This is a genomic window from Alicycliphilus denitrificans K601 (assembly GCF_000204645.1).
Lineage (GTDB): Bacteria > Pseudomonadota > Gammaproteobacteria > Burkholderiales > Burkholderiaceae_C > Alicycliphilus > Alicycliphilus denitrificans.
This window is the reverse complement of record NC_015422.1, coordinates 3,224,231-3,237,221: the sequence shown is the minus strand read 5'-3', so window position 1 is coordinate 3,237,221 and position 12,991 is coordinate 3,224,231. Positions and strand designations below refer to the sequence as shown.

12 protein-coding genes are annotated in these 12,991 nt (G+C 68.5%); 6 read left to right on the top strand and 6 right to left on the bottom strand.

The window, feature by feature from the left end:
• Window positions 1–24: 24 nt before the first annotated feature.
• The 5 genes from ALIDE2_RS15360 to ALIDE2_RS15340 all read right to left on the bottom strand — a co-directional run bounded on the left by ALIDE2_RS15360 (window position 25) and on the right by ALIDE2_RS15340 (window position 5,641).
• A complete protein-coding gene (locus tag ALIDE2_RS15360) occupies window positions 25–1,812 on the bottom strand; it encodes a nitrite/sulfite reductase (RefSeq protein WP_013722528.1) in 1,788 nt (595 codons plus the stop codon).
• 26 nt (window positions 1,813–1,838) lie between these two features.
• Complete coding sequence (locus tag ALIDE2_RS15355) at window positions 1,839–2,642, bottom strand: sulfite exporter TauE/SafE family protein (RefSeq protein ID WP_013518653.1); 804 nt, start codon at window positions 2,640–2,642, stop codon at window positions 1,839–1,841.
• A 109-nt stretch (window positions 2,643–2,751) separates the two neighbouring features.
• Complete coding sequence (gene mnmC, locus ALIDE2_RS15350) at window positions 2,752–4,635, bottom strand: bifunctional tRNA (5-methylaminomethyl-2-thiouridine)(34)-methyltransferase MnmC2/FAD-dependent 5-carboxymethylaminomethyl-2-thiouridine(34) oxidoreductase MnmC1 (RefSeq protein WP_013518654.1); 1,884 nt, start codon at window positions 4,633–4,635, stop codon at window positions 2,752–2,754.
• Window positions 4,632–5,297, bottom strand: a complete 666-nt coding sequence (locus ALIDE2_RS15345) for a trimeric intracellular cation channel family protein (protein ID WP_013722527.1) — start codon at window positions 5,295–5,297, stop codon at window positions 4,632–4,634. Before ALIDE2_RS15345 ends, mnmC begins: the two co-directional genes overlap by 4 nt.
• Window positions 5,298–5,368: 71 nt before the next feature.
• Window positions 5,369–5,641 (bottom strand): oxidative damage protection protein, encoded by a 273-nt coding sequence (locus ALIDE2_RS15340; RefSeq protein ID WP_013518656.1) that lies wholly within the window; start codon window positions 5,639–5,641, stop codon window positions 5,369–5,371.
• 124 nt (window positions 5,642–5,765) lie between these two features.
• Between ALIDE2_RS15340 and ALIDE2_RS15335 the strand changes: the two genes are divergently transcribed.
• Together ALIDE2_RS15335 and ALIDE2_RS25635 are read left to right on the top strand one after the other, a co-directional pair.
• Entirely contained in the window at window positions 5,766–6,785 is a 1,020-nt protein-coding gene (locus tag ALIDE2_RS15335; RefSeq protein WP_013518657.1) for a sulfate ABC transporter substrate-binding protein, read from the top strand.
• A 65-nt stretch (window positions 6,786–6,850) separates the two neighbouring features.
• Entirely contained in the window at window positions 6,851–6,982 is a 132-nt protein-coding gene (locus ALIDE2_RS25635; protein ID WP_013722526.1) for a hypothetical protein, read from the top strand.
• A gap of 190 nt (window positions 6,983–7,172) precedes the next feature.
• Here ALIDE2_RS25635 and ALIDE2_RS15325 read toward each other — a convergent pair whose 3' ends face one another.
• Window positions 7,173–7,868 carry a TetR/AcrR family transcriptional regulator gene (locus tag ALIDE2_RS15325; RefSeq protein WP_013722525.1) on the bottom strand — a complete coding sequence of 232 codons (696 nt, stop codon included), beginning with the start codon at window positions 7,866–7,868 and terminating at the stop codon, window positions 7,173–7,175.
• 218 nt (window positions 7,869–8,086) lie between these two features.
• Here ALIDE2_RS15325 and ALIDE2_RS15320 point away from each other — a divergent pair, with 218 nt between their 5' ends.
• The 4 genes from ALIDE2_RS15320 to ALIDE2_RS15305 are packed head-to-tail and all read left to right on the top strand — an operon-like array spanning window position 8,087 to window position 12,950.
• Complete coding sequence (locus tag ALIDE2_RS15320) at window positions 8,087–9,652, top strand: AMP-binding protein (RefSeq protein ID WP_013518661.1); 1,566 nt, start codon at window positions 8,087–8,089, stop codon at window positions 9,650–9,652.
• A gap of 55 nt (window positions 9,653–9,707) precedes the next feature.
• Window positions 9,708–10,895: a lipid-transfer protein gene (locus tag ALIDE2_RS15315; protein WP_013518662.1), complete on the top strand. Its 1,188-nt coding sequence runs from the start codon at window positions 9,708–9,710 to the stop codon at window positions 10,893–10,895.
• Window positions 10,896–10,906: 11 nt separating this feature from the next.
• Window positions 10,907–11,716, top strand: a complete 810-nt coding sequence (locus tag ALIDE2_RS15310) for an SDR family NAD(P)-dependent oxidoreductase (RefSeq protein ID WP_013518663.1) — start codon at window positions 10,907–10,909, stop codon at window positions 11,714–11,716.
• Between the two features lie 37 nt (window positions 11,717–11,753).
• Window positions 11,754–12,950, top strand: coding sequence for an ABC transporter substrate-binding protein (locus ALIDE2_RS15305; protein WP_013518664.1), 1,197 nt, complete (start codon window positions 11,754–11,756; stop codon window positions 12,948–12,950).
• The last annotated feature ends 41 nt before the right edge of the window (window positions 12,951–12,991 follow it).

Genomic DNA, 12,991 nt, shown 5'->3' with positions numbered 1-12,991 from the left:
TCTTCTCCGTGGGCATCGTTTTGGTCACAGCGCCTGGGCTTCCTCGACCTTGGGGTGGCGCGCCGCGTTGGCCGCCTGCTTGAACGGGTCGTGGCCGACGCGGCGCAGCGTGTCGATGAACAGCTCGCCGCTCTGGCGCAGGCTGCGGAAGGTGTCCAGCAGCGCCTCGATCACGTCGGGCACCTCGGCCGCGGTGAACGAGGGGCCGACCACCTTGCCGCCGATCGCGGGGCCGGAGAGCTGGGAGCCGTCCGCGCCGCCGAGCGTGATCTGGTACCACTCCTTGCCGTCCTTGTCCACGCCCAGGATGCCGATGTGGCCGCTGTGGTGGTGGCCGCAGCTGTTGATGCAGCCGCTCATGTGCAGGTCGATCGGGCCGATGTCGAACAGCTCGTCCAGGTCCTGGTAGCGCTCGGTCACGACGGCGGCGATGTGCAGCGAGCGCGCGTTGGCCAGCGAGCAGAAGTCCCCGCCCGGGCAGGAGATCATGTCGGTCAGCAGGCCGATGTTGGGCTGCGCCAGGCCCAGCTTGCGCGCGGCCTCGTACAGCGCGGGCAGGTCGGACTCGAACACCCAGGGCAGCATCAGGTTCTGCTCGTGGGTCAGGCGCGCCTCGGACGCGCTGAACTGCTCGGCCAGCTGGGCCAGGGCGTCCAGCGTGTCGGCGTCGGCGTCGCCGGGGGCGAAGCCCGGGCGCTTGAACGACAGGGTCACGGTCTTCATGCCCGGCAGGCGGTGGCCGCGCACGTTCTGGCGCAGCCAGCGCTGGTAGAGCTGGCCCTGCGGGTCCACCTTGGCTGGCAGGCCGGCGCTCTTGAGCTCGGGCACCACGAAGTGGCTCGTCACGCGGTCGAGTTCGGCCTGGGTGATGGTGTGAGGGGCGCCGTCCAGGTCGACGATGGCGCGGTATTCCTTCTCCACCGCGTCGATGAAGGCCTGTCCCTCGCTCTTCACGAGGATCTTGATGCGCGCCTTCCACTTGTTGTCGCGCCGGCCGTAGCCGTTGTACACGCGCACGATGGCCTCGATGTAGTTGAGCAACTGGTCCCAGGGCAGGAACTCGCGCACCACGCTGCCCACGATGGGCGTGCGCCCCATGCCGCCACCCACCTTCACGGTGAAGCCGACTTCGCCCGCGTCGTTCCTGAGCGCCTGCAGGCCGATGTCGTACCAGCCGATGGCGGCGCGGTCCTCGGCGGCGCCGTTGAAGGCGATCTTGAACTTGCGCGGCAGGTAGCTGAACTCGGGGTGCAGCGAGCTCCACTGGCGCGTGATCTCGGCAAACGGGCGGCAGTCCACGATGCCGTCCTCGGCGATGCCCTCCCAGGCGTCGCAGGTGATGTTGCGGATGTCGTTGCCGCTGGTCTGGATGCCGTGCATGCACACGCTGGCCAGCAGGTCCATCACGTCGGCCGCCTTGGTGATCGGGATCCAGTTGAACTGGCAGTTGGTGCGCGTGGTGAAGTGGCCGTAGCCGTACTTGAGCGGCGGCGCGGGCAGGGTCTGGCCGGGCTGCGAGGCTTCGAGCTGGTCCTGCGTGGCCTGGGCGCGGGCCAGCAGCTCGGGGTCGGGCTTGTCGTATTCGCGGGCGATGCGGCCCAGCGTGCGCAGCTGCAGGCTGCTGATCTCGCCATAGGGCACGGCGATGCGCGCCATGGGCGCGTAGCGCTGGATGTACCAGCCGTTTTGCAGGCGCAGGGGCAGGAGCTGCTCGTCGGTCAGCTCGCCGCGCTGCCAGCGCTCCAACTGGTCGCGGAACTGCTGCGCGCGCAGCTTCACGAATTGGCGGTCGAAGTCGGTGTATTGGTACATGGCGTGGGGAGAGAAAAATCAGGGATTCAGATCAAAACCAGCTTGGCCCCGGCCCAGGCCAGCAGCACGGACAGGACGGAACGGATCAGGCGCTCGGGCGTGCGCGCGACCAGGCGCGAGCCCAGCCATATGCCCGGCAGCGAGCCGGCGAGCAGCAGGCCCAGGAGCGGCCAGTTCACCGAGCCCAGCGAGGCATGGCCCAGCCCCGCCACCAGCGTCAGCGGCACGGCGTAGGCGATGTCGGCGGCGATGATGCGCGGCAGCGGCAGGTGCGGGAACACCAGCAGCAGCACCGACACGCCGATGGCGCCCGCGCCCACCGAGGTGAAGGTGACCAGCATGCCGATCACCGCGCCCAGCAGCACCGGCAGGCTCCAGTGGCGAGGCCGGGTGGCGTCGGCGGACTGGGCGCGGCGGCGTGCCGCCTCGGCGGCGGCGCGCTCGGGCGAGAACACCAGCACCTTGTAGAAGGTGGCGGCCGCCGTGAGCAGCAGGGCCGCGCCCAGCGTGGTGGTCATGAGGCGCTGGGCGGCGGCGCTGTCCGGCCCCAGGTGGCGCAGCGCCCACAGCGCCAGCAGGGCGGCGGGGATGCTGCCCGCGCACAGCTGGGCCACCACGCGCCAGGGCACCAGGCGCTGGCGTGCCAGGCCGAGCGTGCCGCCCAGCTTGGTGAAGGCGGCGAACAGCAGGTCCGTGCCCACGGCCAGGTTGGGCTTGACGCCGAAGACGAAGATCAGCACCGGCGTCATCAGCGAGCCGCCGCCCACGCCGGTCAGGCCCACGATGAGGCCGACGGCGAAACCAGCGAGGATGAACGCGAAATCGGGCATGGCCGCGACTGTAGAAGCACGGCTTATGGGAACAAACTATTGTTTTGTGCTTCCCTTATGCGGATAAGCTTATGCGCCAGTGGTGGCGCGGCCCGGCGACGGTTGTCGGCTACAGCCGTTCGCAGCCCATGGCCTGGGCCAGCCGGGCCTCCACCGGCAGGGGCTCGCCCATCAGGCGGGCGGCCAGCAGCTCGGCGCATAGCACGGCGCGCGTCAGGCCGCGCGCGCCCATGGCGGTGCTGACCCACAGGCCTGGCAGGGCGGCGGGCGCCACCGGGCCGACGATGGGCATGCGGTCGTGCGCCGTGCAGCGCACGCCGGCCCAGGCGCGCAGGCCCTGGCCGTCCTCGAAGGCCGCGCGCAGCGCTGGCACCGCCGCCGGCACCAGCGCCCGCAGGCGCCGCCAGTTGCTGGCGTGGGCGGCGGCCTGTTCCTCAGCGGTCATCGGCAGGCGGTCCACGTCGCGCTCGAAGGTGGCGCCCATGTGCCAGGCCGGGCCGCCGTCGCAGGGCACGTGGGCGGCCAGTGCGCCGCCGCCATTGACGGCGAAGGGCGGCAGGCCCTGCGCCTGCGCGGGCTGCGGGCCCCAGGACATCAGGCCGCGCACCGGCTGCAGCGGCAGCGGCGGTGCCTGCAGCGGCGCCAGCAGGGCGTTGCAGGCCGGGCCGGCGGCCAGCAGCAGCAGCTCGGCCTCGGCCAGCGGGTTGCCGGCGCCGTCCAGCGCCTGCCAGGTGCCGGCGCCGCGCGCCAGGCGGGCCACGGCGCTGCGCGGCCGCCAGGCTATGCCGGGCTGCTCCAGCAGCCGCGCGATGAAGCGCGGCGGGCGCACCCAGCCGGCGCGCGCGTGCCAGCAGGCGCTGGCGTCCGGCGGCAGGCCGGCATCGGCCAGCCGCCCGGCGTCGGCCGTGTGGCTCCAGTCGGCGCCGGGGCCGTCGTGCCAGCCGGCGGGCAGGCCCGGCTGGCCCGCGGGGCGGCGCTCCAGCACGCCGGCCGGGCTCCAGTCGATGCCTTCCTGCAAAAGCGCCTGCGATTGCTGCAGCATGGCGCGCACGCCGGCGCGCGAGAGGCGGGCGAACAGGTTGTCGTCGGGCGAGAGGTGGGGCGCGAACAGCCCCGCCGGCAGGCCCGAGGCGCCGGCGGCGGGCGTGTCCCCCGCGTCCAGCACCGTCACCTGCCAGCCGCGGCGCGCCAGGCTGGCGGCGGCGGTGGCGCCGGCCAGACCCGCGCCCAGCACCAGGCAGCGCGCAGGCCGAGCGAACTCGGGTGCCTGGCGGCTGGTGCGCGGCTGCCAGTGCGGATCGAACCGGGCCTGCAGGTTGTCGCGCTTGGGTGGCAGGCCGGGCACCTTGTCGACCGCGAAGCCGCATTGCGCGAGCGCGTCGCGCACGCTGCGCGCCACCGTCCAGGTGGCCAGACGCGTGCCGCGGCGGCAGTGGCGCGCCATGGCCTTGAGGGTCTCCAGGCTCCAGATGTCGGGGTTGCACTGGGGGTTGAAGCCGTCCAGATACACGGAATCCACCTCCCACAGCTGCTGGCGCAGCAGCGCCTGGGCGTCGCCCACGCACAGGGTCAGCAGTACGCGCCCGCCCTCGAACCACAGGCGGTGCACGCCGGGCAGCAGGCCCCAGTACTGGGCGTGCAGCTCCCGGGCCAGGGGCAGCAGTTCGGGGTGGCGCTCGGCCGCGCGCAGGAGCGCGTCCGCCGGCACCGGCCAGGCCTCCAGCGAAACGAAATGCAGCAGCCGCGGCCGACCGGGGTCGGCGCGCCAGGCGGCCCAGGTGGCCAGGAAGTTCAGCCCGAAGCCGAAGCCCGTTTCCAGGATGCGCCACTGCTGCGCGCCGGCCCAGGCCTGGGGCAGGCCGCAGCCGTGCAGGAACACGTCGCGCGCCTGGGCCAGGCCCTGCTCGCCGTGGTAGCGGTCGCCGAAGCGCGTGCTGAAGGGGGTGCCGTCGGGCAGCCAGGAGAGGGATTCAGGCATGGTGCGGGGTGTCATTCCCAGCGCTGCTGGTAGGAGAAAACGGGCAGCCGCCAGTGAAAGCGCATGGCCGCCAGCCGCAGCGCCAGGCCGCCGGCAAAGCACACGGCGGTGCCGATGTCGTGGTCCACGTCCCAGGCGCGCAGCACCAGGAACAGCAGGCACACCGCCAGGGACACGCTGGCGTAGAGCTCGCGCCGGAACACCACGGGCACCTGGTTGCACAGCACGTCGCGCAGAATGCCGCCGCTGATGCCGGTGATCATGCCGGCCATGACCACCACTACGCCGGGGTAGCCCAACTCCAGCGCCGCGCTGCAGCCGATCAGCGAAAACGCGACCAGCCCCAGGGCATCGAGTAGCAGGAAGACCCGCTTGAGGCGGATCATGTAGCGCGCCACCACGGTGGTCAGCAGGCCGGCCGCGATCACGAGGTACACGTACTCGGGGTGCTGCGTCCAGCCCAGCGGGTAGTGGCCCAGCACCATGTCGCGTATCGTGCCGCCGCCCAGGGCGGTGACGAAGGCGATCACCGTGACGCCGAAGATGTCCATGTTGCGCCGCCCGGCCGCCAGGGCCCCGGACATGGCCTCGGCCATGATGGCCAGCAGGTGGATCGCCAGCATGAAGCTCATCTGCGAGGCCTGGAACGACTCCAGCAGGGAGACCGATGGGAGCACGGGAAATCTCCGGGAAGGATCTGGAGCGCGCCATCCAGGGGCGCTGGCGGAATCAGGACGTCAACGCGTTCTCAGGCGCTGGGTGGCACGTAGCCCGCCGCGGCGTCCGCGCCGCCGCCGAAGAAATGGTTCTCCATCTGGCGCGCCAAGTACTGGCGCGCGCGGGCGTCGGCCAGGTTCAGGCGGTTCTCGTTGACCAGCATCGTCTGGTGCTTGAGCCAGTCGGCCCAGGCTTGCTTGCTCACGTTCTCGTAGATGCGCTTGCCGAGCTCGCCGGGGTAGGGCGGGAAGTCGAGGCCTTCGGCTTCCTTGCCGAGCTTGATGCAGTGGACGGTGCGTGCCATGGAGGGGTTCCTTAGGGTGTTTCAGATGTTTTTGCTATAACAAACTGAAATCTTATTGGTTTCAGTTTTAAAGAGTGACTACCAGAATGCGTTGCATTGACATTCACCGCAACGAAGGCACTCCATGAAAAATCGCCGCCACTTTATCAAGTTTCCTCTGGCCGCCGTCCTGGCCGGGGCCATGTCCCTGACGGTTTTGCCGTCGCTCGCGCAGCCGGCGCAGTTCCTGAACGTCTCCTACGACCCGACGCGCGAGCTGTACGCCGAGTACAACCAGGCGTTCGCCAGACACTGGAAGGCCAGGACGGGCCAGGACGTGCAACTGCGCCAGTCGCACGGCGGCTCGGGCAAGCAGGCGCGCTCGATCATCGACGGCATCGACGCCGACGTGGCCACGCTGGCCCTGGGCGGCGACGTGGACGCGCTGGCCAGGCACGGGCTGCTGGCTGCCGACTGGCAGAAGCGCCTGCCGCACAACTCGGCGCCCTACACCTCGACCATCGTGTTCCTGGTCAAGAAGGGCAATCCCAAGGGCCTGAAGGACTGGGACGACTTGGCCAGGCCCGGCGTGCAGGTGATCACGCCCAACCCCAAGACCAGTGGCGGCGCGCGCTGGAACTACCTGGCGGCGTGGGAGTTCGCCAAGCGCAAGTACGGCGGCGACGCCCAGGCCAGGGACTTCGTGGGCAGGCTCTACAAGAACGTGCCCGTGCTCGACACCGGCGCGCGCGGCTCCACCATCACCTTCGTGCAGCGCGGCGTGGGCGACGTGCTGCTGGCCTGGGAGAACGAGGCGTTCCTGGCGCTCCAGGAGTTCGGCAAGGACAAGTTCGAGATCGTCGTGCCGTCGCTCTCCATCCTGGCCGAACCCACGGTGGCCGTGGTGGACAAGGTGGTGGACAAGAAGGGCAGCCGTGCGCTGGCCGAGGAGTACCTGAAGTACCTGTACTCCGACGAGGGCCAGGAGATCGCCGGCAAGAACTACTACCGCCCCACGAGCGAGAAGGCCAGGGCCAGGTTCGACGCGCAGTTCCCCAAGCTCACGCTCGTGACCATCGACCAGGCGTTCGGCGGCTGGGCCAGGGCCGACAAGGAGCACTTTGCCGACGGCGCGAGCTTCGACCAGATCTACACCAAGAAATAAAAGCCAAATCGGCCTGTAGCGCTTTATCAAAAAGCTCTGGCAGCTATTAAAAGGAAAGCAAAACCATGTCCGTCCTGCTGATCGCCGGAAGCTCCTCGCCGCGTTCGCGCTCCGCCGCGCTGCTCGACGCCGTGGGCCTGCGCCTTGCACGGCGCGCCGCGCCGCGCCGCCCGAGCACCTGCACATCCGCGACCTGAACCCGCAGGTCCTGCTGCTGGCCGACACCGGCCACCGCAGCGTGGCCCAGGCTGTGCAGCGGGTGCAGGCGCTGGTGCGCCACCTCGTCATCACCTGCGAAACAGATCAGCACCGCGTAGTCGGCGAAGGGCGGGCCCGAGGTGAAGCGCTTCTGCCCCGATGGGTGGCGGCTATCGCGATTGGAGTCGCCTAATCGCGGTTCCAGGCGGCCATCAGCATCGTGCCGACTTCATCATCGCCAGCATTTTTCTTCACGGACGCGCGCCGTGCGGCGGCCCGGCTTGTCCGCGCGCCGCTCCGGGCCACTTTGGGCGCGGCTGCGTCGATCAGGAGCCCGCCCAGCAATACCCGGTAGAACTCCTGGAAGGCCTCCTCGATGGTCAGGTTGGCCTGGGCGAGGAATGCAGGGCGGCGCAGCCTCAGCGCGGCTCCTAGGATGAGCTCGGACACGACCAGCCCGTGGCAGGGGGCGAAGACGCCCTGGCGCACCCCCTCGTCGATCAGCTGGGACAGTCTCACGGTGCGGGCCTGCTGGTAGCGGTCGAAGATGCTTCGGGCGGCAGCGGAATCCTCGACGTCTTTCAGGAACTGGACGCCTATGCGGCTGGCTGCCTGGACACCCACGTCGAGGTAGGCGGCGAGCGCTGCCGTCAGGTCCTGTTCACGTTGGATCAGTGCTTCGCCCTGGCCCAGGATGCCGTCGAAGAAGCGTTTCACCACCGCGCAGAAGATTTCCTCTTTCGTCTGTGCAATGTCGTAGAGGCGGCGCCGCGAGCAGTGCATCCGTGTGGCGATCTCGCCCACCGTCAGGCCTTTGATGCCCTCTGCCAGGAGCAGATGGGTCAGCGCATCGAAAAACTCCTCGTCTGTGAGTTTTTTTTTCATGCGGGTTTCTCCCAATGAAATACGGTACCAAATCAATTGACCCGGTACCAATCGAGGATGTCTAATGGTACCAATTTATACGAAATGGTACCTATTGGGCAGCATACACAACGCACTTCCAGGCGTGGAGGATTCCATCCGCCCGCCGTTGCTGAAGACACGCGAATTGTCGGCGATCGCTGTCCTGCCAACCCAGGCTTGAACGGAGAAGCACTGCGATGAATCTGCTGGATTTTTTCGATGCTGGCGTCGCCAGCCACCCGGATGCCCCTTGCTTCGAGGACTGCGGGCGCGATGCCCCGGCCATCACCTATGCGCAGGCGGGAGCGCTGACCTGCCAGATCGCCCGGGGTTTGCGGGCCCTGGGGCTCGCGCCTGGTTTTCACGGCGCGGTACTCAGCGGCAATGCCGGGGCCGCCTTCACGGCGCTGCTGGGGGTGTTGCGCGCTGGCGGCGTCTGGCTGCCCGTCAATGCGCGCAACGGCGTGGAGGCCAACATCGAGTTCCTGCAGGACATGGACTGCGACGTTCTCTTCTACCAGGCCCGCTATGCCGGCCAGGTGGCGGAGATTCGCGGCAAGCTTCCCCGCATCCGCCACTGCATCGCGCTGGACGATGCGCAGGGGCCGGACCTGTCGGTCGCCCGGCTGGTGCAGGGCCATTCGCCCGAGATGTTCGCGGCGTCCCTGCAGCCGCAGGGGCTGGCCATGATCATGGGCACCGGCGGCACCACGGGGCGTTCCAAGGGCGTCATGCTCAGCCACCGCAACCTGACGGCGACCATGGCCAACCACCTGTCGGCCATGGCCGTGACCGACCGTATGACCGTGCTGGCCGCGGCGCCCATCACCCACACGGCGGGGCTGGTGTCGATGCCCTTCATGGCGCGCGGCGGCCGCGTCGTGCTGATGGACGGCATCGACCCGCAGAACCTGCTCCAGGTGATCGCGCAGGAGCGGGTCAACATGCTGTTCCTGCCGCCGACGGTCATCTACACCCTGCTGGCCCAACCCAACGTGCGCGACTTCGACTTTTCCACGCTGCGCTACCTCATGTACGGTGCGGCACCGATGTCGCCCGACAAGCTGGCGGAGGCCATCGATGTCTTCGGCCCCGTGATGCTGCAGATCTATGGCCAGGCGGAAGTGCCCGGCGCGATCTCCGTGCTCCGGGTCGAGGACCATTTCGTCGACGGGCGGGTGGCGCCCCGCCAACGCCTGCTGAGCGCGGGGCGCCGCTTCCCCTTCACGCGGGTGGCGATCATGGACGACGACGGCAACTTGCTCACCCAGCCGGGGGCCGTGGGCGAGATCGTCGCGCAGGGCGACATCGTGACCGCAGGCTACTACAAGAACCCCGAGGCCACGGCCGAAGTGCAGCGCCACGGTTGGCATTGCACGGGCGACGTGGGCTACTTCGACGAGCAGGGCTTCCTGTTCATCGTCGATCGCAAGAAAGACATGATCGTCACAGGCGGTTTCAACGTTTTCTCGTCTGAGGTCGAAGCGGCTGTCATGGCCCATCCGGCCGTGAAGGACTGCGCCGTCATCGGCGTGCCCGATGACAAGTGGGGCGAGGCTGTCAGGGCGGTCATTGAGTTGCGCCCAGGCCAGTCCGTGGAGCCGCAGGCGCTCATCCAGTTCGTCAAGGACCGCCTGGGCAGCGTCAAGGCGCCCAAGGAGGTCGAGATCGTCGCGCAGCTGCCACGCAGCGCGGTGGGCAAGGTCTTGAAGAAGGAAGTCCGCAAGAAGTACTGGCACGCGCAGGAGCGGATGGTTTCCTGACCGCGGCGCGCTTCGATTCAACGCACGTTTGGTGATTCAACCCGGAGGTATCGCAATGCAAGAGCCCGTTCTCGTCGCCGGTGTCGGCATGACCCCTTTCAAGAAACCCGGCGACAACCTGCCGTATCCGGAAATGGCCGCGCAGGCGATCCGCGAGGCGCTGCAGGACGCGGGCCTCGCCTATTCCGACGTGCAGGACGTCTATGCGGGCTACGTCTATGGCGACTCGGCCAGCGGCCAGCGCGCGGTCTACGAGGTCGGCATGACCGGGGTGCCGGTGATCAACGTCAATAACAACTGCTCCTCCGGCTCCACGGCCCTGTACCTGGCACGCAAGGCCGTGGCCAATGGCTCGGCGGACTGCGCACTGGCGGTGGGCTTCGAGCAGATGCCCGCCGGCGCCCTGAGGGCGTACTGGGAAGACCGGCCCGATCCGCTCGACCGCTTCAACGGGGTCATGGACGAGGTCTTTGGCCACCCCGAGCTGCCCATGGCGATCCGCTACTTCGGCGCGGCGGGCCGGGAGCACATGGACCGGTACGGCACTCCGCTGGACACCTTCGCCAGGATCCGCGCCAAGGCCAGCCGCCACGCTGCGCGCAATCCGCTGGCGCTGTTTCGCAAGGAGGTGACGGTGGAAGAAGTGCTGGCCAGCTCGCCCCTGGTGCCCGGCGCCATGACCCGCCTGATGGCCTGCCCGCCGACCTGCGGTGCCGCGGCTGCCGTCTTCGTGAGCAAGAAGTTCGCCCAGAAGATGGGACTGGCCGCCAACGTGCAGGTGCTGGCCCAATCGCTGGTGTCCGACCGCCCCGGCGTGTTCGCCGACAAGTCGGCGATTTCCGTCGTGGGCTTCGACATGACGCGCGAGGCTGCGCGCCAGGTCTATGAAGCGGCGGGCGTGGGGCCGCAGGACATCGACGTGTGCGAACTGCACGACTGCTTTGCGCAGAACGAGTTGCTTAGCTATGAGGGCCTGGGCTTCTGCGCCGTCGGCGAGGGCCAGGCCTTCGTCGAATCGGACAGCAACACCTATGGCGGCGCGGTCGTCGTCAACCCCTCGGGCGGGCTGCTGTCCAAGGGCCATCCGCTGGGCGCGACCGGCCTGGCGCAGTGCTACGAGCTGACCCACCAACTGCGCGGCAGCGCCGAGGCACGCCAGGTGGAGGGTGCGCGCCTGGCCCTGCAGCACAACGCGGGCCTGGGCGGCGCCACCGTGGTGACCCTGTACGGGCGCGCGGACTGAGGGGCGCGGCCATGGTGAAACGCCTGGAAGGCAAGGTGGCCCTGGTCACCGGCTGCGGATCGTCGGGCCCCGGCTGGGGCAATGGCAAGGCCATGGCCGTGTTGTTCGCTCGCGAGGGAGCCAAGGTCTATGGCTGCGACGTCCATCTGGACGCGGCGCGGGAGACCGAGGCGATCGTGCGGCAGGAGGGCGGGGCAATGAGCGTTGCCCCATGCGATGTGACCGATGCTGGCGCGGTGGAGACCCTGGTGCAGGACTGCATCGCCACCTACGGCGACATCGACATCCTGGTGAACAACGTCGGCACCGCCCGCCTGGGCGGGGTCGTCGAGCAGAGCCTGGAGGACTGGCGCCTGGTCTTCGATATCAATCTCACCTCCATGTTCCTGACCTGCAAGCATGCGATCCCCTCCATGCTCCGGAAAGGCCGAGGGAGCATCGTCAACATCGGCTCGGTGGCCGGCGTGCGCGACAGCGGCGTGGCCTACGTGTCCTACAGCGCCTCGAAGGCCGCGGTGCTCGGGTTCTCTCGCAGCGTCGCCCTGGAGTACGCCAAGCGGGGTATCCGCTCGAACGTGCTGATGCCCGGCCTGATGAACACGCCCATGGTGCGCCAGCCCGTGCTGTCGCTGGCCGACGGGTACCGGGAGGCGTCGCTGGAGGAAACCATGGCCAAGCGGGACCGGCAATGCCCCATGGGCCACATGGGAGATGCATGGGACGTGGCCTACACGGCCCTGTGGCTGGCGAGTGACGAATCCAAATACGTCACCTCCGCCGAAATCATGGTCGATGGCGGTATTTCTGCCCGCATCGGCTGACCTGGGATGCATGGTGATCAACGACAGGAGACAAATCATGGGTAGCGTTGCGAAATGGTTCGGGAAGAGCATGGTGGTCGCCGCGGCGACGGCCATGGGGTTGGTATCCACCGGGTACGCCCAGGCCAAGCCCGAGAAGTTCAAGATCGGCGGCGTGCTGTCGCTCTCCGGCCCCTACGGGCTGCTGGGCGAGGACATGCGCCGGGGCGTGCAGGTCGCCGTCGAGGAGCGCGGCGGCAAGGTGATGGGCGTTCCGATCGAGATCACCTGGGAGGACGATGAGACCAAGCCCCAACCCGCCGTGCAGAAGGCCACCAAGCTGATCTCCGAGGGTTCGCACATGATCTTCGGCGCGCTCAGCTCCGCCTCCACGCTGGCGGTCATGAACCTGACCAAACAGCGCAAGGTGCCCCACCTCGTCACCATCTCGGCGGACGACAAGATCACCGTGCCCGGAGGCTCCCGCTACACCTTCCGCACGTCGAACACCCTGGGCATGGAAAACCGCATGGCGCTGGCGTACATGCAGGACCGGAAGCTCAAGAAGATCTACGCCGTCACCGCCGACTACCAGGCCACCCGCGACGGCTACGAGTGGATCAAGCAGCAGACCGGCCCCAATGGCATCCAGATCGTGGGCGAAGACTTCCCCCCCCTGGGCAACCGCGACTATTCGTCCATCGTGGACAAGATCGCCAAGTCCGACGCCGACGGCGTGCTGCTGATGCTGACGGGGTCGGACGTGGTCACCCTGCTCAAGCAGGCCGGCCAGGTGAACCTGGGCAAGAACAAGGTGCTTTTCGGGCCCGTGGCCGCCGATGAAACCATGGCAGCGGCCGTGGGGCCGGCCTCGCTGGGCGTGAATACCGGCCTGCGCTACGACCACACCATCGACACCGCCGCCAACCGCAAGTTCGTCGAGGCCTACCGCAAGAAGTTCGGCATCTTCCCCAGCATGACGGCCGGGGAGGCCTACGACGGCATGGCCTGGTGGCTGGACACGGTAGAAAAGACCGGCTCCTGGGACAAGGAAAAGTGGGTGGACGCCTTCGCCGCCAGCGTCCGCGAGAACTCCGTGGAAGGCAAGAAGACCATGCGCGCCTGCGACCACCAGGCCCTGCAGCCGGGCTTCTGGGGCGAGGTGGTGCAGGGCACGCCGCCGGCCCCTGCGCTGACGATGAAGATCACCAAGGTCTTCGCCGAAGAGAAGCTGTTCGAGGCCTGCAAGAACTGAGGGCCGTTGCTGAGTGGTTCCAGGGAACTGCTCCGCGGCGC